This window comes from Cytobacillus sp. Bac17 (assembly GCF_024519925.1).
Classification (GTDB): domain Bacteria; phylum Bacillota; class Bacilli; order Bacillales; family Cytobacillaceae; genus Cytobacillus; species Cytobacillus pseudoceanisediminis.
The window spans coordinates 32,201-53,888 of record NZ_JALJRC010000017.1 but is presented as its reverse complement, the minus strand read 5'-3'; the positions used below and the strand labels follow the sequence as shown (position 1 = coordinate 53,888).

23 protein-coding genes and 1 riboswitch are annotated in these 21,688 nt (G+C 40.0%); of the genes, 13 read left to right on the top strand and 10 right to left on the bottom strand.

Annotated features, from left to right (window positions below; translation table 11 throughout):
• The first annotated feature begins 53 nt into the window (after window positions 1–53).
• Together NR125_RS18455 and NR125_RS18450 are read left to right on the top strand one after the other, a co-directional pair.
• On the top strand, window positions 54–827 hold the full coding sequence (locus tag NR125_RS18455) for a divergent polysaccharide deacetylase family protein (protein WP_009334509.1): 774 nt from the start codon (window positions 54–56) through the stop codon (window positions 825–827).
• 945 nt (window positions 828–1,772) lie between these two features.
• Window positions 1,773–1,925, top strand: coding sequence for a lmo0937 family membrane protein (locus NR125_RS18450; protein WP_019379812.1), 153 nt, complete (start codon window positions 1,773–1,775; stop codon window positions 1,923–1,925).
• A 125-nt stretch (window positions 1,926–2,050) separates the two neighbouring features.
• Here NR125_RS18450 and NR125_RS18445 read toward each other — a convergent pair whose 3' ends face one another.
• Window positions 2,051–3,364 (bottom strand): ATP-binding protein, encoded by a 1,314-nt coding sequence (locus NR125_RS18445; RefSeq protein ID WP_256815881.1) that lies wholly within the window; start codon window positions 3,362–3,364, stop codon window positions 2,051–2,053.
• Window positions 3,365–3,556: 192 nt separating this feature from the next.
• Window positions 3,557–5,287: an AAA family ATPase gene (locus NR125_RS18440; RefSeq protein ID WP_019379814.1), complete on the bottom strand. Its 1,731-nt coding sequence runs from the start codon at window positions 5,285–5,287 to the stop codon at window positions 3,557–3,559.
• 285 nt (window positions 5,288–5,572) lie between these two features.
• Here NR125_RS18440 and NR125_RS18435 point away from each other — a divergent pair, with 285 nt between their 5' ends.
• From NR125_RS18435 to NR125_RS18420, 4 genes are all read left to right on the top strand, one after another.
• On the top strand, window positions 5,573–6,913 hold the full coding sequence (locus tag NR125_RS18435; RefSeq protein WP_034297042.1) for an MATE family efflux transporter: 1,341 nt from the start codon (window positions 5,573–5,575) through the stop codon (window positions 6,911–6,913).
• Window positions 6,914–6,964: 51 nt separating this feature from the next.
• Window positions 6,965–7,067, top strand: a riboswitch (TPP riboswitch).
• Window positions 7,068–7,133: 66 nt separating this feature from the next.
• Complete coding sequence (gene thiT, locus NR125_RS18430) at window positions 7,134–7,733, top strand: energy-coupled thiamine transporter ThiT (RefSeq protein WP_217024855.1); 600 nt, start codon at window positions 7,134–7,136, stop codon at window positions 7,731–7,733.
• 99 nt (window positions 7,734–7,832) lie between these two features.
• Window positions 7,833–8,102: a hypothetical protein gene (locus NR125_RS18425; RefSeq protein WP_009334515.1), complete on the top strand. Its 270-nt coding sequence runs from the start codon at window positions 7,833–7,835 to the stop codon at window positions 8,100–8,102.
• A gap of 119 nt (window positions 8,103–8,221) precedes the next feature.
• The gene (locus NR125_RS18420) at window positions 8,222–8,461 is read left to right on the top strand and encodes a hypothetical protein (RefSeq protein WP_009334516.1); all 240 of its coding nucleotides are present in this window, start codon (window positions 8,222–8,224) and stop codon (window positions 8,459–8,461) included.
• A gap of 75 nt (window positions 8,462–8,536) precedes the next feature.
• Here the strand turns inward: NR125_RS18420 and qoxD are convergent, their stop codons facing one another.
• The 4 genes from qoxD to qoxA are packed head-to-tail and all read right to left on the bottom strand — an operon-like array spanning window position 8,537 to window position 12,393.
• Window positions 8,537–8,842: a cytochrome aa3 quinol oxidase subunit IV gene (gene qoxD, locus NR125_RS18415; RefSeq protein ID WP_256815877.1), complete on the bottom strand. Its 306-nt coding sequence runs from the start codon at window positions 8,840–8,842 to the stop codon at window positions 8,537–8,539.
• Window positions 8,843–9,448 carry a cytochrome aa3 quinol oxidase subunit III gene (gene qoxC, locus NR125_RS18410; protein ID WP_009334518.1) on the bottom strand — a complete coding sequence of 202 codons (606 nt, stop codon included), beginning with the start codon at window positions 9,446–9,448 and terminating at the stop codon, window positions 8,843–8,845.
• Entirely contained in the window at window positions 9,438–11,414 is a 1,977-nt protein-coding gene (gene qoxB, locus NR125_RS18405; protein WP_009334519.1) for a cytochrome aa3 quinol oxidase subunit I, read from the bottom strand. The genes qoxC and qoxB overlap by 11 nt, the downstream gene beginning before the upstream one ends.
• Entirely contained in the window at window positions 11,404–12,393 is a 990-nt protein-coding gene (gene qoxA / locus NR125_RS18400) for a cytochrome aa3 quinol oxidase subunit II (protein ID WP_009334520.1), read from the bottom strand. Before qoxA ends, qoxB begins: the two co-directional genes overlap by 11 nt.
• A gap of 458 nt (window positions 12,394–12,851) precedes the next feature.
• Between qoxA and ltaE the strand changes: the two genes are divergently transcribed.
• Complete coding sequence (gene ltaE / locus NR125_RS18395) at window positions 12,852–13,883, top strand: low-specificity L-threonine aldolase (RefSeq protein ID WP_192908615.1); 1,032 nt, start codon at window positions 12,852–12,854, stop codon at window positions 13,881–13,883.
• Between the two features lie 125 nt (window positions 13,884–14,008).
• Here the strand turns inward: ltaE and NR125_RS18390 are convergent, their stop codons facing one another.
• The gene (locus NR125_RS18390) at window positions 14,009–14,155 is read right to left on the bottom strand and encodes a YwzD family small protein (RefSeq protein WP_019379821.1); all 147 of its coding nucleotides are present in this window, start codon (window positions 14,153–14,155) and stop codon (window positions 14,009–14,011) included.
• Window positions 14,156–14,440: 285 nt separating this feature from the next.
• On the opposite strand from NR125_RS18390, the gene NR125_RS18385 reads away from it, so the two are divergent.
• Window positions 14,441–14,569, top strand: a complete 129-nt coding sequence (locus NR125_RS18385; protein WP_019379822.1) for a hypothetical protein — start codon at window positions 14,441–14,443, stop codon at window positions 14,567–14,569.
• A 42-nt stretch (window positions 14,570–14,611) separates the two neighbouring features.
• Here the strand turns inward: NR125_RS18385 and NR125_RS18380 are convergent, their stop codons facing one another.
• Window positions 14,612–15,550 (bottom strand): DMT family transporter, encoded by a 939-nt coding sequence (locus NR125_RS18380; RefSeq protein ID WP_256815872.1) that lies wholly within the window; start codon window positions 15,548–15,550, stop codon window positions 14,612–14,614.
• 147 nt (window positions 15,551–15,697) lie between these two features.
• On the opposite strand from NR125_RS18380, the gene NR125_RS18375 reads away from it, so the two are divergent.
• The 3 genes from NR125_RS18375 (at window position 15,698) to NR125_RS18365 (ending at window position 19,547) form a co-directional block, all read left to right on the top strand.
• Window positions 15,698–17,866 (top strand): beta-propeller domain-containing protein, encoded by a 2,169-nt coding sequence (locus NR125_RS18375; RefSeq protein ID WP_192908613.1) that lies wholly within the window; start codon window positions 15,698–15,700, stop codon window positions 17,864–17,866.
• 161 nt (window positions 17,867–18,027) lie between these two features.
• A complete protein-coding gene (locus NR125_RS18370) occupies window positions 18,028–19,032 on the top strand; it encodes a DUF3231 family protein (RefSeq protein WP_192908612.1) in 1,005 nt (334 codons plus the stop codon).
• Between the two features lie 107 nt (window positions 19,033–19,139).
• On the top strand, window positions 19,140–19,547 hold the full coding sequence (locus NR125_RS18365) for a hypothetical protein (RefSeq protein WP_009334526.1): 408 nt from the start codon (window positions 19,140–19,142) through the stop codon (window positions 19,545–19,547).
• 83 nt (window positions 19,548–19,630) lie between these two features.
• Here the strand turns inward: NR125_RS18365 and NR125_RS18360 are convergent, their stop codons facing one another.
• Window positions 19,631–20,014 (bottom strand): globin domain-containing protein, encoded by a 384-nt coding sequence (locus tag NR125_RS18360; RefSeq protein ID WP_050807827.1) that lies wholly within the window; start codon window positions 20,012–20,014, stop codon window positions 19,631–19,633.
• Between the two features lie 149 nt (window positions 20,015–20,163).
• On the opposite strand from NR125_RS18360, the gene NR125_RS18355 reads away from it, so the two are divergent.
• Together NR125_RS18355 and NR125_RS18350 are read left to right on the top strand one after the other, a co-directional pair.
• A complete protein-coding gene (locus NR125_RS18355) occupies window positions 20,164–20,370 on the top strand; it encodes a zinc ribbon domain-containing protein (RefSeq protein WP_009334528.1) in 207 nt (68 codons plus the stop codon).
• Between the two features lie 125 nt (window positions 20,371–20,495).
• On the top strand, window positions 20,496–21,323 hold the full coding sequence (locus NR125_RS18350) for an aldo/keto reductase (protein ID WP_192908611.1): 828 nt from the start codon (window positions 20,496–20,498) through the stop codon (window positions 21,321–21,323).
• 43 nt (window positions 21,324–21,366) lie between these two features.
• Here the strand turns inward: NR125_RS18350 and NR125_RS18345 are convergent, their stop codons facing one another.
• Entirely contained in the window at window positions 21,367–21,567 is a 201-nt protein-coding gene (locus NR125_RS18345; protein ID WP_009334530.1) for a hypothetical protein, read from the bottom strand.
• Window positions 21,568–21,688: the final 121 nt, after the last annotated feature.

Genomic DNA, 21,688 nt, shown 5'->3' with positions numbered 1-21,688 from the left:
CATTGGAACTGTTTTAAAGAATCAGGGAATGCTAGCTCAAAGGAGGATGGAAAATGAAAATATTCATCAGTATATTTTTATTGATTTTTTCATTCGCAAGTATAGGGAATTCCATAAGTGCTGCCCCGCTAAAACCTGAATTGGCGATTGTCATTGACGATCTGGGAAACAACATGAAGGGAACAGCAGAAATGATGGAGCTTCCGGTGACCTTAACAGTTGCCATCATGCCTTTCATGCCAACGACAAAAGAAGATGCAGAACTGGCAAGTGAAAATGGACATGAAGTGATCGTTCATATGCCAATGGAGCCGAAAAGAGGAAAGAGGAGCTGGCTTGGTCCGGGGGCAATCACAACAGATTTAACTGATGAAGAAATCCGCAGCAGGGTAGAGAGTGCCATCAAAGAAGTGCCGCATGCGGTCGGGATGAATCACCATATGGGTTCAAGAGCCACTGAGAATGAGCGGGTCATGAGAATTGTCCTTAAAGTATGCAAAGAACACGGATTATTTTATCTTGACAGCAAAACAACCGGCAAAAGCGTCGTCGGCAAACTGGCAAAAGAAATCGGTGTACCATATGTAGAAAACAATATTTTCTTCGATGACATATACACTACTGCCCATATTACAAAACAGGCTGACAGACTTGCAGAAAAACTGGTGAAAAATGAACGCATTATCGCAATTGGCCATGTCGGCATCACAGGTACAAAGATGGTTAATGTGCTTAAAGAGTATATACCTGTTTATAAAGAGAAAGCAGAAATAGTGCCGCTCTCAGAACTGATTCCAGGCTATGAACTTATTGACGAAGGTCCTTGAACTAAAGCGGAAGCTCCTTGATCAGGGTAAACGTCAACTAAAAACCGCCACGTCCTGTGGCGAACGTTGAAGCCGGCACATCCTGTGCAAGTCCGACAGGCATATGACGAATCACGCAGGAAACCTTCCAAAGCAGCTTTGGTCGGGCGATGTATCCGATGACGAAGCGTTCCTTGTCCTGATTTCTGGAGTGATTTGGCTTATGACCCGAGGGGCTAGGCGCTGGAGGTAGATGCAATCTTTCCACAGAGTGATTCACACAGTTCCATTTTATAATTTACTATAAATAAAAGCTGCAAGCCTGGTGTGGTTTGCAGCTTTCTTCATGGTGTGTAATAAAACGGTGCAATGGTGAAATACGGCTTAAATCCTAAAAGGTGGCCGCCCACATTCCGGTCTGGTTAGTCCCGCAACGAAGCGATGTTAGAAGAGGTGGGCGACCGTGAATATAGTATATGCAGTGATGCAAAAAGGATGCAGCAAAACTTCCCTGAATACAGGAAGGTTTTGTATGATCTTACTGAACTTGTGTGGCATGGGTGTCCGGCACCTTTTTAAAAGAGATACATCATTGTAACAATGATAAGGGTTAGAATGACCGAGAAAAAAGATGCCTGAGATGTTAATGGATTTTGCTGTTGAAATGGCAAAGATGGTGCATTTATTTCTTTTGAGAAAAGGGAGCAGGCATGGAAAACGTTTTATCACAAGCTTAAGGATTTGAAAAAAAGTGAAGCATCCTCATTAAAAGAAATTGCCAATCGGGGCTGCTGCAAAAGAATTGGAAAATGCAATACTCTCTGAATAAAAATATCCATCCACTGCAAAACATAACATTGTCAGAACTGTAAAAAGTGCGGCAATGTTTTTTTTTCATTTACTCATGATTTTGTCCCGGTTGTTAGGGGTATGTAAATATTAAATTAACAGGAAGGGGTGAATTGCATGCTTTGGACTATAGCAGGTATTTTGCTTGTATTATGGATACTCGGATTAATATTTAAAGTAGCAGGAGGCATCATTCATATACTGCTGGTAATAGCAGCGATCATCTTTGTTGTAAACTTTATAAGAGGCCGTGCATCCGGCAGGGGATAAATGAAAAAAGCCTTCAGATTTTGGAGGCTTTTTTTAAAGTTAATGTATTTGATCCATCACGATTAAGCTACCCTGTGCTGGCGATCATTTATTTTCGGAAAGATTCCCATTCAATGAATATGGAGTTAACTCTCATTCATACGCTGACCTCCAGACATGTTCTGGAAAGAAGGCTGCCGTATCTCTTCAGGCGAGTAATATAGAGGCAGCGAAATAGTAAAGCTGGTTCCTTTATTCTGTGTGCTCTCTATTAAATATTTTCCTTTCAAACGATTGATGATGTCAAAAGATATCATTAATCCTAAGCCGGTTCCTTTTGTTTTCGTTGAGTAATAGGGCTGACCGAGCATTTGAAGCTTTTCTTTCGACATTCCGACACCTTCATCTTTAATTTGTATATCTGCTGTAGTATTTCTTTTGAATGCTGAAACCTCTAGAATACCGCCATCAGGCATGGCTTCTATACTATTTTTCATTAAGTTAATAAATAATTGCTTTATTTCATTCGGATTACCCATGATAAAAATGCCTTCAAAAATACTTGTCCTTATTTCAACCTTTGTCATCAGTCCATATGGCCGCATAAAATCAGCCACCTCCAATAATAATCCGGAAAGTGAAACTTTACTGGTAACAGAAGTTTCCGGGCGTGCAAGTAAGAGGAAATCACTAATAATATGATTGGTTCTGTCCAGCTCTTCCAAAGAAACTTTAATAAATGTCTTTTGATCTGCAGTCAGGTTTTTTTCATTTTTAAGCATTTGCAGAAAACCTCTTACAGTAGTCATTGGATTCCTAATTTCATGGGCGACTGACGCAGCCAGCTGACTGATTGCATTGATTTTTTCGGCATTTCTCAGTTTTTCCATCATATTTTCCTGAACCAGATTCATTTCAATCAAATAGATGATTATAGAAAGCGTCATAATGGAAACTGCTGAAAACAATAGTAAGTATACAGCGTCTTCGTTTATATCCTTTTGGAGGAAAATAACATACCTGGTTATCGTAATGGGAAGATAAAATAAAACTGCTATACTGAGTTTTTGCCTAAATGTACATTTTTTATAGATTTTTGACGCATAGAAAAAAAGCACAGAAATTATTGTGTAATTTACAAGCGCAATCCAAATATCTCCTGGTGAAAAAAAGCCCTTAAAAGAAATCAATGCAAAAATAGTCAGGAAGCCTGCACGGGGCTTAATGTAAAAATAGGCGACAAAAACAGGAATAAATTTCAAGTCAAAAAACTGACCGCCTGCAATTTCCACAGGAAAAGTCATAGTGAGGAAAAGTGCTAAAAAAAGAACAGATAAAAGCGGGGCAGAAGTCTTCCAGTAATCCCCCCGATAAGAAGAGATTTTATGGATAAAAGGGATCATGATCATAATCAGAAAGTGAAAAATCAAGTCAGCTGTAAAATCATACAAAAGAACCATTCCTCCATTATGTAGGTAATATTAGTAATTAAACAAAAGAAAGGAAGAATCCTTTATATGGGAACATTTATTTATTCTGGTTATATGAAAGAACCATTTGTTTACATAACATTATTATGGGTTAATTTGATTATTTACAAATGACCCGCAGTTCCATTATAAAAAACCGGCCCATAGTGGGACGGTTTCTCATCATGCCAGTACCATTTCAGTCTTCAATTCTCCAACAATCTTCTGGACTTCACTGCCTTCAAGAGTTTCTTTTTCAAGAAGGGCCTCTACCAGCGTTTCAAATTGAGGCTGATGATTTGCGATGATCAATTCGCATCTTTCCAGTGCTTTCTGGAAAAGATCCTGCATTTTTGCTTCTTTTTGACCTTTGTTAAAAGTAAGCTCAAAGCCGTTATCCAGTAACCCGGTATCAACCATTTGCTCAATGATATGCTTGGCTTGTTTTACGTCACCGCTTACTCCAATGCTATGCTCGCCAAGAATCATTCGTTCTGATACACCGCCAGCGAGAATCATGGCAACTTGATCAAGCAATTCACTTGTTGTCGATAAGTGAAGTTCTTTTTGAATGGGGGCCACGTAACCAAGAGCTTCACCTCGGGGAATGATGGTTGCTTTTCGGACGGATCCTGGTTTTGTTAAAGCAGCCACTAAAGCATGGCCAGCTTCGTGTATGGCCACCCGCTGCTTCGTGCCGGGATCCTGCAATGCACGGGTGGTAGTTCCCAAAATGGTCCGATCCAGCGCATAATCCAAATCATCCTTAGAGATAATTTCCTGGCCGTTACGGACAGCTCTGCGGCTTGCCGTTTCAAAAAGGGAATGAAGATCTGCTCCCGAGAATCCAGAAGTGCTTTCTGCCAGATCGCCAAGTGTTGTCATGACATCCTCAGCAAGTAATCTATTTTTCGTGTGAATATTGATAATCTCTCTTCGGCCCTTTGTATCCGGAAGAGGGACATTGAAGGAGAAGTCAATACGCCCAGGACGGAGGAAGGCTTCATCGAGCATATCCTTCCTGTTTGTCGCTGCAATAAATAGTATTCCATCATTGGAATATCCGCCGTCAAGCTGAACTAGCAGCTCAGTTAATGTTTTTTCACTTTCTTCCCCGCCATGCTGCTTTCTTCTGCCTGCCAGTGCATCTACTTCGTCAATGAAGACAACAGCAGGGGCATGCTTTCTTGCATTTTGGAAAAGATTTCTTACACGGGATGCTCCCACACCAACGAACAATTCATTAAAACCGGAACCGCTGGTTGAGAAAAAAGTAGCTCCAAGCTCTTTAGCGATTGCCTGAGCCAGCAACGTTTTCCCCGTTCCAGGAGGCCCGTATAACAGAATTCCCTTTGGCGGCTTAATCCCCATCTTCAGGGAGCGCTCAGGTTCTTTTAAAATTGAAAGAGTCTGCATGATTTCCTCTTTCATTTCTTCCTGAATTCCGCCAACATCCTCAAGTGAAATGGAAGGAAGGGCCTTTGGCTTAGATACACTTTGCTTCATAGTATTTGTAGCGCCCATTCCGCCTTTTCCTGACTTAAACAGGTAAATGCCAATGGCTATAAACAAAAGGACTACACCGCCCAGAATCCAAGGGGTATAAGGTCCTGTGTTTGCGAACGTATATTGTATATTATAGGTTTCTACTAATTTATCAACCATCTCACTGTTGGGGGGCACATGGGAGATGTACTCGCCATCAGGGGCTGTGATCAGCAGTTTCCCATTTTTATATTCCTGTACTGCAACAGTCTTCCCATCCTGGGAGGCAATAATTTTTTCCACAGAAGAAAACGGGACTGTCACATCCTTTTTTCCTGCTTGTACGGTCCAAATAACCGCCGCCAAAATCACCGTGATCACCAATGCAATAGAAACAATCGTCGAAGGCTTCTTAAGACGTGATTTCAACTATTTCCCTCCTCATTAAACATACCTACATTATAAGGAAAAAGAATTGTTAATTACAGGGTTTTACACTTTTTAAACGTTGTAAATTATGGAAAAATAATATCTCATTAGAGGAATTGTGCTATAACAGCATTCCAGGTGCATCAATTTATGATAAAAATGTGACAGAGATGAAGCAAATAAAATTATAAAACATAATAACAATCAAAACTATAAAATTGGAAACTGGATATGAAATAGTGAATAATAGAAACTGTGAAAAAAATATGGGAAAAAGGTGTAAAGATGGCACAGCAGGATTTTACAAAAGGAAATATATTCAAACAGCTCTTGGTGTTCTCAACTCCAATCATGCTCACTAATTTTCTGCAGGTTTCCTATCAATTTATTGATAGTCTGTGGGTTGGGAATCTGCTTGGGGCCGACGCATTGGGAGCTGTGGCGGTGTCCGGCACTGTAATCTTTACAGTTCTTTCTTTTATCATTGGAATAAACAATGCGGCGTTAACGATTTTATCCCAGCAAAAGGGTGGGGATCATGAAGAGGGGCTGAAACAATATTTGAATGCCTTTACCGTCATTCAGACAATTATGTCAGTTGCTCTTGGAATAGCCGGATTCCTGTTTGCAGAAAGAATTTTGGCCATAATGGGCACACCTGCAGGAATGGCTGAAGGTGCAGCATCCTATTTGCAGATTAACTTCATTGGTATTCTGTTTTTATTTGGATACAATTTTATAGGAACCGTACTCAGGGCGCTCGGAGACAGCAAGAGTCCACTGTACTTTGTCCTGATAGCAGTCGTATTAAATGCAATCCTGGACCCTCTTTTTATATCTGTATTCCAGCTTGGTATTGATGGGGCAGCTTGTGCTACGATCCTTTCACAGGGGTTCGCATTTATGATCGGAATGATATTCATACTCCGCAAAAAGCTGGCGCCGTTCACTATTCCTTCTTGGCCGCATAAAGAGGAAGCGGCATTAATTTTCAAGCTCGGCATCCCTTCTGGACTTCAAATGACCGTTATATCGGCTGGTGTTATGGCTATTATGTCTGTCGTCACCTCTTTTGGCGATGACGTGGTTGCGGGATTTGGTGCAGCTCAGCGTATTGACAGCATCATTATGCTTCCTGCGATGGCATTGGGGACTGCAGTCAACAGTATGGCCGGTCAAAATATAGGGAGAAATCAATGGGAACGGGTTCATCAAATCGCCTTGTACGGAGTCATTTACAATCTTGGAATCATGTTTATCATCGCTTTTGGTACGGTCCTATTTGCAGAACACGGGGTGCGCCTGTTTATACAGGATAAAGAATCAGTTCAGTATGGCACTGACTATTTAAAGATCATTGCCTTTTTTTATCCGCTCCTGGGCATTAATTTTATATTGAATGGTGTGGTAAGAGCTTCCGGTGCGATGTTTCAAGTGCTCATACTGAATATCATTTCATTCTGGATCCTGCGCTATCCTTTAACATTCCTATTTTCAAAGTTTATGGGTGATAAAGGAATTGCTGCAGGCATGGGGATAAGCTTTGCTATAAGCAGTGTCATCGCCTTTATGTATTACCGTATCGGAAAGTGGGATAAACAGGCTATATTTGGAGAGGGAAAATAATCCTTTTCACTTTCATTTATTTCATTTATACTAAAATTGGATAATACAATAACGTGCCACAAGGGGAGCATTCTGCTGAGAGTGAATAGTTCGCTGTTCTGACCCTTTGAACCTGTTAGATAATGCTAGCGCAGGAATGTGGAATAAAAGGCGGAAGGGGTTTTTCTGCCTGCTTGTTCTCCCTTGGGGTATCGTCATACGATTATAGGGGGATTTTTTTATGAAAAAATTAAGCCTGACGGCGATGATTGAAGCTTCATTTTTTGCAGCATTTGCTATTATTTTGGATTTCCTTCCATCTATTAAGCTGTCGCCTTCCATTTCAATTTCTGCTGCGATGATTCCCATATTCATTTTGGCATTCAGATGGGGCTTTAAAGTCAGCTTCATTGCCGGTCTATTATGGGGAATATTGCAGATTGCCATGGGTGATGCCTGGATTGCGACTCCGCTTCAGGCATTTATTGAGTACTTTGTGGCATTTGCCTGTATCGGTTTTGCCGGTTTGTTTTTCCGACCAATTCAAAATCAGCTGCGCAGCGGAAACAAGAAAAAGGCATTGGGCTGGGTTGTTTTAGCTGTGTTTGCCGGAAGCCTTGCCCGGTATTTCTGGCATTACATAGCAGGTGTCCTTTTCTTTGGGAGCTATGCGCCGGAAGGGATGTCACCGGTTCTCTTTTCCTTCCTGGCAAACGGTGCAACCATGCTCGGAGCAGCTATTCTCTGCTCGATTTTAGCAGTATTAATTATATCTTCAGCTCCAAGATTGATCATAAGAAAAACGGATGAAGTTATTCAATCACAAAAACGCGCTTCCTAATATAATCAGCCTCTTTGGAAATTTCCAAAGAGGTTTTTTCTTATTTTAGGAAACTGCTCCTGAAAAATGGGTATATTACTCAAAAAGGGGAGTGATTGTTTGTCAAACACATTGCAGGGCAATATTATTACAGGTGTATATGATGCAGAAACCAGTGCCTTTGAGATCCAGAAGGTTAAAAATTTCAGCACCCAGTCTGTCCTTAACAAAAATCAATGTGAAAATTTGTATAACTATTTATCCCTTCATGAAGAGGATGAGGGAGGACAGATTATTACACTTTACGATCAAATGCCATTAATGCTGACCAGGCAGGAAATAGGCAATTTAAAGAAAGATTTGGAGAACATTAAAAAGCTATATCAGTAGAAAATTGCTTTGCACCTTTGCAAAGCTTTTTTTGCATAAATAAATTTGACAATTTTGTGACAAAAAGTTTGACAAATTTGTGAACATAGTTAGAATATTAAATAAAAGGGGATGAAAATATGACTTTAAAACAGCAAAAGGTGCTGCATTTTTTTAGAAATGTTACTGCGGCCGGTATTCTTTTAGGGTTAATTGTCTTTATTTCAAGCTTTTTTGTAAGCGGTCTCACGGGTGAGTATGTTTTATCAATCGGTTTAAGCATTATGGTATCATCCATGCTAATTTTTGGATTCGGATTTTTTATCAATGTGATGGAAGAAATGACAAAGGGCAGCAAGGGAATCAGACAATACAAATAAAACCGGCCTCCAAAAGGGAGACCGGTTTTATTATCTGGCTCATGGGATGGACAAGGCGATTCCGCTTTTCTTGAATTAATGAGCCGCGTGCCCAGAAGTGAGAACCCAAATAGAACCTACTACAATTACAATAACCATAAATACGGCATAAATCATATTAACTAAGTTCGTTTTGCCGTCTTCTCCTTCTCTTAAGTGCATGAACATGAACAGCTGCATGCCTGCCTGAATGACAGCCAGCGAGCCGATGATCCACATGATCACTTTAAAAGAGAGGTTCGTTTTTAGGGCAATACCTGCTGCTGCAAATGTCAGCACAAGGGAAACAGCAAATCCAATGACATGGCTTATAGGGAAGCTTTTTGATTGATGATGTTCCATTTAAGCCACCAGTCCTTTCAAATACACGAATGTGAAAATAAAGATCCAGACCACATCAAGGAAGTGCCAGTAAAGGCCGATAATAAACGTTTTTCTTGCTGTAGTAGGGGTAAGGCCTCTTTTTAAAAGCTGGATAATGACCATAGTTGCCCAGCCAATCCCCAATGTAACATGGGCTCCGTGTGTACCCAGCAGGACAAATAAGCTGGATAGGAACGCACTTGTCTGCATCGTTGCACCTTCATGGGCATAATGGATAAACTCATTAATCTCCATGAATAGGAATCCTGCGCCAAGTGCAAGGGTAATCACCAGCCAGGTGATTAGCCCTTTCAGGTTATGGCGGCGCATTTCAAAAATGGCGATGCCCATTGTAAAGCTGCTTGTCAAAAGGAGGACTGTCTGAATCATGACATCCTTGATCACAAAAATGTCTTTATGTGTTGGCCCTCCAGCAAAGCGTTCATATAAAACTCCATATACTCCGAACAGAGTGGCAAATAGAACGATTTCAGCGCCAAGGAAAACCCAGAAGCCAAGAATATTCATCCGGTCCTGTTCAGTTTGATATTCAAGGGGCAAAGAAGTATCCACTTTAGCTGACATGATCGTGCACCTCTCCTTCTGTTTTTCTCCACGCATTTTCAATTCTGTGGATTTCATCTTTTGTAACATGGAAGCCTTCATTGTAATCGAATGAACGAATGATCAATCCAGCAAAAATGCCGATGGCAGCTACAGCTGCAGCGATGTGCCATTCAAATACAAGGAGGAAGCCTGCGATGCCAAAGATGACACCCATATAAATCGGAAGCCAGGAATTGCTTGGCATATGAATCTCTTCGATTTCACTGTCATATAACGTTAAGCCTTCATTCTTTTTTTTCATGTGCCAGAAAGGATCAAGGGATTTAACTTCCGGCAGTTTTGCAAAGTTATAGAATTGAACAGGTGACGCAGTAGACCATTCCAATGTTCTTGCGTCCCATGGGTCGCTTGAAATGTTTCTGTCGGCATAGCGGATGCTCCAGTAAATGTTGTAGCAGAACACCGCGAATCCGGCTGCCAGAATGATGGAACCAATTGCCGAAAGCATAAAGAGTGGTGCAAATCCAGACTCGGCAGAGTATGTGTATGCACGTCTTACAGCTCCGTTTAATCCAAGGAAGAACATAGGCATGAATGTTACGTTAAAGCCGATAACAAATAGCCAGAAATGCCATTTACCGATTTTTTCATTCAGCATGAAGCCGAACATTTTTGGCCACCAGTAGTAAAGACCTGCAAATACCGCAAATACGACACCTGGAATTAATACATAGTGGAAGTGGGCAACCAGGAATAATGTATTGTGATACTGATAATCCGCTGCACCCATTGCAAGCATTACGCCAGTAACCCCGCCTATGACGAAGCATGGGACGAATGCAAGTGCCCAAAGCATGGCGGAAGTAATTTTTATGCGGCCTTTACGCATCGTAAACAGCCAGTTAAACATCTTGACTCCAGTCGGTATGGCTATCGCCATCGTCGTGATGGAGAAGAAAGAGTTTACAGCAGGGCCTGATCCCATTGTATAGAAATGGTGGACCCAGACAACCATACTTAAAAGGGCAATTCCAAGGATGGAAAATACCATTGATTTATATCCAAACAATGATTTTCTTGAGAAAGTGGCAATAACTTCTGAGAAAATCCCGAATGCAGGAAGGGCAACAATGTAAACTTCAGGATGTCCCCAAAGCCAGAACAGGTTAGCCCAAAGCATATCCATTCCTCCGCCTGATACTGTAAAGAAGTGTGTTCCATACAGACGGTCGAATGTCATCAGTGCCAATGCAACTGTGAAAATAGGGAAAGCTGCCACAATCAGAATGGATGTTACAAAGGTAGTCCAAGTGAACATCGGCATTTTCATTAGTGTCATGCCTTTTGTTCTCATTTTCAAAATCGTGACGATAAAGTTTATACCTGTCATCAGTGTCCCGATACCAGCAATTTGCAGCGCGACTGCGTAAAAATTATTGCCGATTCCAGGGCTGAATTCCTTGCCTGCAAGAGGGAAGTAAGATGTCCAGCCTGCATCAGGCGATCCCCCGATAACAAAAGAAATATTAAATAGCATAGCTCCGCTGAAGAACAGCCAGAAGCTAAGTGCATTCAGCTGCGGAAAGGCAACGTCACGCGCACCAATTTGAAGCGGAATGACAACGTTCATTAATCCAATCAAGAATGGCATTGCCATGAAAAGAATCATAATAACGCCGTGTGTTGTAAAAATTTCATTATAGTGCTGTGAATTCAGAAATTCCATTTCAGGGCGTGCTGTCTGAGCTTTCATCAGCAAGCCGTCCATCCCGCCGCGGAAAAACATCAATACTGCGGAGATGATATACATGATACCGATTTTTTTATGATCAACTGTAGTCAGCCATTCGGTCCAGAGGTATTTCCACTTTTTTAAATACGTGATGGCAGCGACTGCACCAATCATCGTTAATAAAATAGCAATCTGTGAACCTAGTATAAGGGGGTCCCCAGTAATAAAAAACTCATCCCATTTAATGCCCATGATGGCCACCTCCATGGTTTTCTTGACTATCATGGCTCTCTTCTTCACCATGACCTTCAATTACGTTTGGATTCTCATTTTTATAATTGTCATCTTCTTCGAATGTTTTACCTTGATATCCATGGCCTCTGTAGAGCTCAGGATTTGTATAAGCCTTCGAATTTGGATCAGCATGGTTAACCCATTCTAAATGAGTATTGGAATATGTCAGTCTTCCTAAATGCGTAGGCTTCAGCAGCCCTTCATACTCTTTCTCAGTCAGTTTAGGTGCTGTTTCTTTAACGTCGTCAACCCATTGGTCAAAATCTTCCTGTGTTTGAGCAAGAACCTCAAACTTCATATCCGCATAGCCGCGGCCGTTAAAGTTCGTGTTCTGTCCTTCATATGATCCAGGGTTATCAGCGACAAGATACATTTCAGTTTCCATTTTGGGCATCGTATATTTCTGTCCGCCAAGTGCAGGCACCCAGAAAGATTGCATAGTGCTGGCAGATGTCATTTTAAAGAGAACCGGCGTATCTTCAGGAATATTGACATAGTTCACTGTTTCAATGCCTTCTTCAGGATAGCTGAAGATCCATTTCCAGTCAGCAGATGTTACATGTATTGTAATAGGTTCTTTTTCTTCATAGCCCTTAGGTGTTTCTTCCAGCGCATAAAGTGTTTTTACTGTCGGGATTGTTAGGGCGATGACAATTAAAATCGGAATCCCGGTCCAAATAATTTCAAGTAGTGTACTTCCATGCTCCTCAGGGGGTTCATAATCTTTATTCTCAGGTCGTTCACGGTATTTCCAGACAATGTAGCCGAATAATCCAAACACGACTGCAACGACAAGAAGCATCCAGATCAGGGACCAGTTAATTAATTCGGTAATGCTTCTTGCAACGGGGCCCTGAGGTTCAAATACAACCATATTGCAGCCGCTTAAAACCATTAAGGGCAATAGGGCTGTTAAAGAGAGCAGCATTTTCTTCATCTGATGTTTCATCTCCTTTTGACAAAAACTATTGTTAAATAATTCACAAATAATGTGCGGGTTTTCACAAAGATGCCAAAAAAATATATAGCTGGTAAACATAAGCATCCTTAAAAACCTTTATTTAACTTAGTTATCACTGTGTAAATGATATTAACATAAGCAAATGTGAAAAGTTGTGACAAAAGTGGGAAGGAAATAAATGTAAGCTATTTGGACAGCTTATATTTTTGTTCAAATAGCATTATTACAGGGTTATGGTCATCAAAACAACTTTTGAACAAATTTTGAACTTTAATGCGACACCCTAATTATCTTATGTTACATCCATATTCAAGCAAAAAACCACCAAATAAAATTCTCCATACAAGAATTAATTAAATGAATTCTCTCTTTGTTGAAAAATACTGAATAGTACAGTAACATGGACTAATAATAGAGAAGGACAGGGTGAGGAAATGACTGATTTAAGAAGTGATACGGTTACAAAGCCAACTGAAGAAATGCGGAAAGCTGCTTATGAAGCTGAAGTTGGGGATGACGTATATGGAGAGGATCCATCAATAAATAAATTGGAAGAGACAGCTGCTGAGGTGCTTGGTAAGGAGGCAGCTCTGTTTGTAACGAGCGGCACACAGGGAAACCAGATTGCCATCTTAACACATTGCCGTCCGGGCAATGAAATTATTCTTGAAGCAGAAAGCCATATTTTTTATTATGAAAGCGGCGCTTCATCTGCCTTTGCCGGAGTCCAGACAAGGACGCTAAATGGGATAAGAGGTGCAATGAATCCTTCAGAAGTGGAGTATGCCATTAGGGGAGAAGATCAGCATTATCCGGAAACAGGATTGATTTGTCTGGAAAATACCCATAACAGAGCTGGCGGTGCCGTAATACCTATTGATAATATGAAAGAAATATACAGCATTGGCAAAACGAATAATATTCCCGTACATATTGATGGGGCAAGACTGTTTAATGCAGCCGCAGCCTTAAACCTGCCGGCTTCTGAAATGGCCAATCATTGCGACACTGTGCAAGTATGCCTCTCTAAGGGGCTCGGAGCACCTGTTGGTTCCATTCTTGCAGGTAGCAGAGAATTTATTGCTGCAGCAAGAAAATGGCGCAAAAGATTGGGAGGGGGACTCCGCCAGGCTGGGATCATAGCAGCTCCGGGAATTGTTGCATTAACGAATATGAGAGAGCGTTTAGCCGAGGATCACGAAAATGCTCAATATCTTGCACAGCAGCTTGGACAAATCAAAGGGATTGAAATCGTAAATCAAGTAGATACAAATATCATTGTGGCTGATGTAAAAAACCTTAAAATGAACTCATCGGAATTTGTTGAAAAGTTAAAAGCTGAGGGAGTGCTTTCAGGAACTTTCGGACCTTCTTATGTGCGTTTTGTCACTCACTATGATGTTACTAAAAAGCAGCTTGAAGATGCAGTCATAGCCATACACAGAACAGCTGGTCAAAGGATCTAACTGCAAATAAAAACCCATGTTTTCTGCAGCAAGCGTTTTTCCGTTTCAAATGAATCGCATATCTCAGCTTAGATGGCTCAAAAAGCACACAAATGGTTATAAGAAAATAAAAGGAAATCGGCGCATTAGCCGATTTCCTTTTTGTTGATTAAAGGTTCAAGCTGATTTTTTATATCATCAAGCAATTCATGAATGGTCACTTCATTATCTGTTTGTCCTTTATCAAGAGCGGATTCCAAAAGCTTTGCAAAATCATTAAAGTTAGTTTTCATAATAGACACCTTCAAATTGCAATGTATTTTATGACTCTATTCCCTGATAAGATTTTTTAAAACTCATTATATATTATTAATTTTCCGGCTGAGGTGTGACGAATAGTGAACAGCCATTCAATCTTGTTCTTTGTATGAATGTTTAGGTCCTAAGAAATCTGGGTAATTAATACTGATAAATTTCTCAGCTGCCCCCATACCTGTCTAATACGAAGCGAATAGTATAGCAGGAAAGAGATTATAGATTCATTCATTCATTCATTAATTAAATCAGGAGGTCTGGTTATGAGATTGGTGCAAATGGATATTGATCAGCTATTGGAAGCCACATCGGAAATTGCCGAAGAAGATCTTGGCTATATGATCAGACATGTAGAAATTGATCATTTATTAGAACGAACCCAGGATTGGTAATATATATGGAAAATCCCCGCAGTCAGGAACTGAGGGGATTTTTTATGCTGAAGACTTATTTTCTTGAACATGGTTCTTAAATCGCAAAGTTTTTTTAGAAGATATAACTACCCCCAAGGTGACAATGCCTCCGCCGATTATCTGATACAAATACAATTTTTCCTCCGTAAAACACAATGCGAAAATGATAGCGAAAATAGGAAGAAGATTCAGGAAAACCCCTGCTTTGGCTGCTCCTATTAAGGAAACTCCAAAATTCCAGGATAGAAAAGCCATAATTGAAGCCAGAAAACCAACATACAGCAAGATTCCTGCGGAGGTTAAGGTGAAGACAGGGGTTTTTTCCATCACTAGATATTCAATAAGGCTTAAAGGCACCAATAGTAAAATGCCGATAAATGATGATGCATAAAAAGAAGTTAGCACAGGCAAAACGTTTGAATATTTTTTCCCAATTACCGAATACGATGCCCACATAATGACTGCTGCCAATACGTATAGATCTCCGGCATTTATTTTCCATGAAAGAAACATTTCAATCGATCCCTTTGAAATAATATATAAAATTCCAAAGACTGACAGGAGAATTCCTGCTGCCTGGTGGGCTAGAAGTTTTTCTCTTAAAATAAATATGGCTAGAGTGGCGATAAAAAGCGGTGTAGTACTATTTACCACAGATGCATTAATTGATGTGGTGTATTGCAGCGCAAAATAAATGATTGTGTTGTAACCGGCAACACCTGTCACCGCCAATAGCAAAAGTATCCGCTTATGCTCCCAAATTATGTTCCAATCTCTTTTTAGCTTCTTGACCATAAAAGGAGTTAAAAGCAAGAATGCAATGATCCATCGCATTAGGGAAAAGAGCAGCGGCGGAAAATAATCGACACCAATTCTCCCAATAACAAAATTCCCTCCCCAAATCATGTTCGCTAAAATCAGCATTAAAAAACCATACTTTTTGTTTGTCCCATCCAGCATTTGAGAAAACCTTCTTCCTGCACTGTAATAAATTAAATTTTACCTTTACCGCCAGGAAAATTCATTAATTTCAGAAATTTTATAAAAATTAATTTGTAACTATTGGAAGATTCAACCCGTCAACTTACTTAAAAAGGGGTGTCTTTCATGAAGAAGAAATGGCTTTTTCTGGGCGGAATCACACTGATCATTATTTTATTGGCGTACTTCTCGTTTCTTAACAGGTTAAAAATTGTCAGTAACCTGGCAGAAAATAATGAAGAAGTGACAGTTTTAAAGAATAAGGTATGGGAAGTTACGTTTTCAAAAGAACTTAATCCAGATAGTGTGAACAACAGCTCCGTTTATATTTTGAATGAGGAGGGCGGAAAAGAGCAGGTTAAAGTCTCACTGGAAAATAATAATAAATCCATCGAAATTCAACCGCCTGATGAAGGATATAATCTAAATTCTCCAAACTATACATTGGTCCTTACTAAAGATATCAAAACAAAGGGCGGACAAAACCTGAATCAATCAGTAAAAACTGCTTTCAAAGTTATAGATACTCTGCCGGCAATCGGCTCAAGAAATAAATTGAACGATTACTTTTCAAAAATGCTCAATGAAGAAAGGACATTCCTTGCTGGAAGGGATATGGCAGTGAGCGAGGAGAGCAGCAGTGAAAAGAGCTCAGCAGATTCTGCAGGTGCAGACTTTTCCGCAACAAATGTTCAAGTAGCCGGTATAGATGAAGCTGATCTGATAAAAACGGATGGGACGCATATATACAAAATTACTGATAATAAAGTCCAGATTATTAAGGCCATCCCGGCTGACAAAATGAAGATGGAATCTGAATTATCATTTAATCAGGAATTCTCTCCCTATCAGCTATTTATAGAAGGCAATCAATTAATTGTTATGGGCCACAGCTATAAAGATGCTCCTGTTCACATAGGAAAACCTGCTTCAGAAAAAAAGATTGCACCTGCATTTCATTCCACAAAAACGATTGTTTTCAATATCGATAATAAACAAAATCCAGCACAAATCAGAGAAGCAGATATCGAAGGCAGTTTGCTTGCTTCCAGGCTAATGGATGGAAAGGTATATTTGATTACAAGTCATTTTCCCGAATATTGGATTTTGGAAAGAAATAAAAATGCAGATATGCGTCCCCGTTATTTTGATACTGCCGAGAGCAGGGAGCAGCAGATCGTCGATTATAATGAGATAAAATATTTTCCAGGTTCCCAAAACGCAAATTATATTAATATAGCTGTATTGAATTTAAGAGCCGACAAAGAGCCACTATCAGTCACAAGCTACTTAGGCAGCGGAAATGAATTCTATATGTCCCATAATAATCTATATTTATCAGCAGCCAATTACAATAATGAAACAATCGGAGACAGACAGATGCCCCATCCGGATACGAGCATCTATAAATTCAATATAAAAGACGGAAAAGTAGAGTTCCAGACATCAACTGAAATAAAAGGCACCGTTTTAAACCAGTTTTCAATGGATGAATATAATGAAAACTTCAGAGTGGTAACAACCAAAGGAGAGGCCTGGGACGAAAGAACCCCTTCTTCCAACAGCCTTTATATTCTGGATAAGAATTTAAAAAAGATTGGACAGCTGGAAAACCTGGCTAGAGGAGAACGGATTTATTCTGCAAGGTTTATGAATGACCGTATTTATATGGTTACTTTTAAGGAAACGGACCCGCTCTTTGTCATTGATGGATCAAATCCGGAAAAACCTTCTGTTCTGGGTGAGTTAAAAATTCCCGGCTTCAGCAATTACCTGCACCCATTAGACGAAAACCACCTCATTGGCTTCGGACATGATACGAAGATAACAGGAGGCAAAGGAGCAGGCAGCCAGCCTGTTATTACAACAGACGGTGTAAAAATATCTTTATTCGATGTAAGCAATACCAATAAGCCAGTTGAAAAAGATACAGAAATAATAGGAGGACGCGGAACATATTCACCTTTAAATCACGATCACAAAGCTCTGTTTATCCATAAAAAGAAAAATCTATATGGATTTCCGATTTCAATCTATCAAAATAAAGAAGGAAGCCAGTTTGAATCAAATTTCGACTACCAGGGTGCGTTAATATACAAAATTACTGCCCAAAATGGAATCGAGTTTCAAAGACAAATAACCCATCAGACAGAAAATGCAATTTATGAAGAATGGGAAGATACAATTGAAAGGCTTATCTATATCGGCGACCACCTATATAGCATTTCCCCTAAAAAAGTGGATGCCTACCATATAGATGGATTCAAAAAAGCAGGAGAACTTGAGTTAAATTAATTGGAGGAACCAGCCATTTTCTGGCCGGTTCTTTTTTATGCGCACACTGAAAAACAATAATGGAAATGAATTACCACATATTAGAATGAAAATGTCGAATAAAGGCTAATATAAAGCTGATAGTATATAAATATAATTTTACTAAAACGGCTGGTGAGAATATGAAAGGCGGGAGTACCCCTAAATTAATATCTTCTGAAATGGCCATGCTCTGGAACACCTATGTAGCTGATACAGCAGCAGTCTGCTGCATAAAACACTATATAAAAACAAATGAAGATCCGGATGTCTTGCCGGTTTTGAAATATGCGCTATCCATCGCCAAGGATCACATAGACGACATTTCCTCACTCTTTCAAAAAGAAGATTTTCCCATACCTGATGGATTCAATGAAAAAGACCTGCACAATGACACACCCAGGTTATTTTCAGACGTAACCTATATTAGATTCATGCATCATTTAGGAAGAACCGGATTGAATGCCTATTCACTTGCTAAATCAGTTTCTGCAAGAAAAGACATTCGCAGCATGTTTAAAAAATACTATGAGCAAACAGAGAAACTTTTTGATATGGCCGCTGAGGCCATGGAGGAAAAGGGAATATTCATTCGATCACCATATATAGATTATCCTAAAAAAGTAGAATATGTATCAGACCATCGTTTCCTTGGCGGAATTGCAGGCAAAAAGAGGCAGCTGCTGGCCATCGAAATCGCCCATCTGGGTACGAATATCGAGTTATCCAATATTGCTAAAACCATGCTTTTGGCATTCAGCCAGGTAGCTAAACAAAAAGTCATAAGCGATTATTTCAAAAGAGGCTATAATATGAGCCTGGAGCATGCGGAATATTTTCTCAATGTCTTAAAAAATGACGATGTGGCATATCCAAGCACATGGGATGGGTCTATTACAGACTCAACTATCTCACCTTTTTCGGATAGATTAATGATGTTTCTGATCGCCAGCATAACTGCGGTCGGCGTAATGGACTTTGGAATAGCCATCGGGGCAAGCATTCGAAAAGACCTGGCTATTCAATATGCTAAAATGATGATCAAAGTCGGAAATTTTGCAGATGAAGGAGCAAAAATTATGATTGACAACGGCTGGCTGGAAAAGCCGCCTCAATCACTTGATAGAGAAAAGCTCAGAAATAAGTAGCTGAAGCACCTTTTTGCGGGTGCTTTATTTTTTTATGATGAATGCAGACCAAAAATTGGGGTAATAGATTACTAGCTTAGAAGAATTAAAAAAGGAGATGAACTCTTATGCGAAAATGGATGCTTGCTTTTACCGCCTGCATACTGATGACAGCATGCAGTGCAGAGGAAGAAAATAAGGAAGGAGCAAAGAATGATTCAACTAATAGCCAGGAATATAATGAAGCTGTGAATACAGAAGGTGAAGAAAAGCCTCTCTCAGTTGCTGAATTGGATGACCGCATTGATGAGGGAATGAATATTGATACTTACTCGGCCGAAGTTCAATCTTGGGCGGAAAAAGGGCAGCTTGAAATGGAAGAAACAGTTACCGTCGAAGATGAAAACACATCATCTGCTGATATCCTGCAGCTTGCGGATGGATTTCTCGGAGTAGCATATGATGAAAAAGAGGTGACAGAAGTTAAAATGTTCCAGTCAGTAGAACATGCAAAAGAATATTTTGAATCTCTGTAACTGGAAAAGTGCTGGAGCTTACCTAACAAAATAATAATTTCTAACCCAACTGATAGTAGACCTTCCGGATGGAAGGTCTTTTCTCATTCTGGACTATTTACCATAATGGCCGCCACCTGCAAAAGCCGATCATAGAATAGAGCGGATGCAGGGTTTTGATCCAGCTCCGTTTCCTTGAAAGCATCTTTCATGCAGGCAAGCCATCTTTGTGCTCTTAAAGGTGTAATATCAAATGGCAGATGCCTTTGTTTCATGGCCGGCGGTCCAAACTCCTGGCTGTAAAGTGGCGATCCTCCAAGAAATTGCGTAAGAAACATTTTTTGCTTTCTCTTAATGTCCTCTATATCACCTTCAAAAAGGGGACTTAATACAGGATCTGCATAAACCCGGGGATAAAACGCCTCCACTAGCTTCTCAATGGTTTCAGTTCCGCCTATTTCTTCAAAAAGTGTCTTAAAATCATTCACGATTCTCACCTGCTTGAATTACATTTTTTTAATTTCATTATATAGAAGTTATACTAACTTAAATGTGATTTAAATCACAGTATGATTATTGGCGAAACTTTTTTCAGCTGTGAACGTAAATTAAAGTAAGAAGTCGAAAGGGTGAGAAGATGGGCAAAAAAGGCTGTATTAAATGCGGCAGCAGTGATGCCGGTCAAAAAGAAGTTGCCATGACTGGTACAGGACTTTCCAAAATGTTTGATATTCAGCATAACCGTTTTCTGGTAGTTTACTGTAAAAACTGCGGATACTCAGAATTCTATAATAAAAACTCTTCCACTGCAGGAAATGTTCTGGATTTTTTCTTCGGCGGATAAAAGTAACGGATCATGCATTGCCCATCATGCGGCAATGTTTTTCTTTTTTAGGCAAAAAATTTTGTTAGCTGAATGGAATGTGAGAAAATTATCCAGTACCCTAATTAATAAAAAGAGGTGAAAGAATGGAAAATTTACAATCTGCTGTATCATTACATAACGGTGTCAAAATGCCGTGGCTGGGACTGGGTGTTTTTAAAGTTAAGGACGGAGACGAAGTGGTTCAGTCAGTGAAATCAGCCCTTAAAGCAGGATATAAAAGCATTGATACGGCTGCAGTCTATCAGAATGAAGAAGGTGTAGGCCAGGCAATCAAGGAAGCAGGCGTACCTCGTGAAGAACTTTTTATTACCACAAAAGTTTGGAATTCTGACCAGGGCTATGATTCTACAATCAATGCATTTGAAACCAGCCTTGAAAAGCTGGGCCTCGATTATATCGACCTTTACCTGATCCATTGGCCTGTGAAGGGGAAATATAAAGAAACATGGAAAGCCCTTGAAACTCTTTATAAAGAAAAAAGAGTAAAGGCAATTGGTGTGAGCAACTTCCAGATCCATCACCTCGAAGATCTGATGCAGGATGCTGAAATAAATCCTATGGTTAACCAGGTTGAGCTTCATCCTTTGCTGAACCAGGCAGAGCTTAGGGACTTCTGCAAGAAGCAGGACATTCAAATAGAAGCATGGTCACCGCTGGCACAGGGAGAGCTTCTTGAAAACGAAGCATTGAAGGAAATTGCCCAAAAGTACAGCAAATCGGTTGCACAAGTGATCTTAAGATGGGATCTTCAGAACGAAATTGTAACAATACCCAAGTCAGTGAAAGAACATCGCATCATTGAAAATGCTGATGTATTTGACTTTGAGCTTTCTTCAGAAGATATGGACAAAATCAGCGGCTTAAATGAAAATAGACGAGTAGGTCCGGACCCTGACAACTTCGATTTCTAAATAATGCAGGAAACCGGCAGGCAAAAAGCCTGCCGGTTTCCTTTTACTCCTCAAAATAATCCCGAAATTCTTCTGTATCCGTTTCGGCTTTATTCTTAAAGTAAGGGTTATCTTCAGTCGAATTTTCCGGATCGAGATTTGTCTTTATCACAAGTGTTGGCCCCGAAGTATGCCCGGCAATCATCCGATCATCCAGTTCTTCGAAATCCGGCAGCTTTTTGCTTCCTGGTTTTATTGGATCCATGGCTGCACCTCCCATCAATAGCGTGCAATGAGCAGGCGGAATTTATTCACATACGTTCCTTAAAAGCTAAAGAATGTTTGCATAGAGGAAAAAAAGGTTATTAGGGAAGAAAACATTCTTA

Excerpts from the sequence above, each read along its gene's own strand:
- NR125_RS18455 (WP_009334509.1), top strand. The coding sequence starts at position 54 with ATGAAAATATTCATCAGTATATTTTTATTGATTTTTTCATTCGCAAGT.
- NR125_RS18450 (WP_019379812.1), top strand. The coding sequence starts at position 1,773 with ATGCTTTGGACTATAGCAGGTATTTTGCTTGTATTATGGATACTCGGA.
- NR125_RS18445 (WP_256815881.1), bottom strand. The coding sequence starts at position 3,364 with ATGGTTCTTTTGTATGATTTTACAGCTGACTTGATTTTTCACTTTCTG.
- NR125_RS18435 (WP_034297042.1), top strand. The coding sequence starts at position 5,573 with ATGGCACAGCAGGATTTTACAAAAGGAAATATATTCAAACAGCTCTTG.
- thiT (WP_217024855.1), top strand. The coding sequence starts at position 7,134 with ATGAAAAAATTAAGCCTGACGGCGATGATTGAAGCTTCATTTTTTGCA.
- NR125_RS18420 (WP_009334516.1), top strand. The coding sequence starts at position 8,222 with ATGACTTTAAAACAGCAAAAGGTGCTGCATTTTTTTAGAAATGTTACT.
- qoxD (WP_256815877.1), bottom strand. The coding sequence starts at position 8,842 with ATGGAACATCATCAATCAAAAAGCTTCCCTATAAGCCATGTCATTGGA.
- qoxC (WP_009334518.1), bottom strand. The coding sequence starts at position 9,448 with ATGTCAGCTAAAGTGGATACTTCTTTGCCCCTTGAATATCAAACTGAA.
- qoxB (WP_009334519.1), bottom strand. The coding sequence starts at position 11,414 with ATGGGCATTAAATGGGATGAGTTTTTTATTACTGGGGACCCCCTTATA.
- qoxA (WP_009334520.1), bottom strand. The coding sequence starts at position 12,393 with ATGAAGAAAATGCTGCTCTCTTTAACAGCCCTATTGCCCTTAATGGTT.
- ltaE (WP_192908615.1), top strand. The coding sequence starts at position 12,852 with ATGACTGATTTAAGAAGTGATACGGTTACAAAGCCAACTGAAGAAATG.
- NR125_RS18390 (WP_019379821.1), bottom strand. The coding sequence starts at position 14,155 with ATGAAAACTAACTTTAATGATTTTGCAAAGCTTTTGGAATCCGCTCTT.
- NR125_RS18385 (WP_019379822.1), top strand. The coding sequence starts at position 14,441 with ATGAGATTGGTGCAAATGGATATTGATCAGCTATTGGAAGCCACATCG.
- NR125_RS18380 (WP_256815872.1), bottom strand. The coding sequence starts at position 15,550 with ATGCTGGATGGGACAAACAAAAAGTATGGTTTTTTAATGCTGATTTTA.
- NR125_RS18375 (WP_192908613.1), top strand. The coding sequence starts at position 15,698 with ATGAAGAAGAAATGGCTTTTTCTGGGCGGAATCACACTGATCATTATT.
- NR125_RS18370 (WP_192908612.1), top strand. The coding sequence starts at position 18,028 with ATGAAAGGCGGGAGTACCCCTAAATTAATATCTTCTGAAATGGCCATG.
- NR125_RS18365 (WP_009334526.1), top strand. The coding sequence starts at position 19,140 with ATGCGAAAATGGATGCTTGCTTTTACCGCCTGCATACTGATGACAGCA.
- NR125_RS18355 (WP_009334528.1), top strand. The coding sequence starts at position 20,164 with ATGGGCAAAAAAGGCTGTATTAAATGCGGCAGCAGTGATGCCGGTCAA.
- NR125_RS18350 (WP_192908611.1), top strand. The coding sequence starts at position 20,496 with ATGGAAAATTTACAATCTGCTGTATCATTACATAACGGTGTCAAAATG.
- NR125_RS18345 (WP_009334530.1), bottom strand. The coding sequence starts at position 21,567 with ATGGATCCAATAAAACCAGGAAGCAAAAAGCTGCCGGATTTCGAAGAA.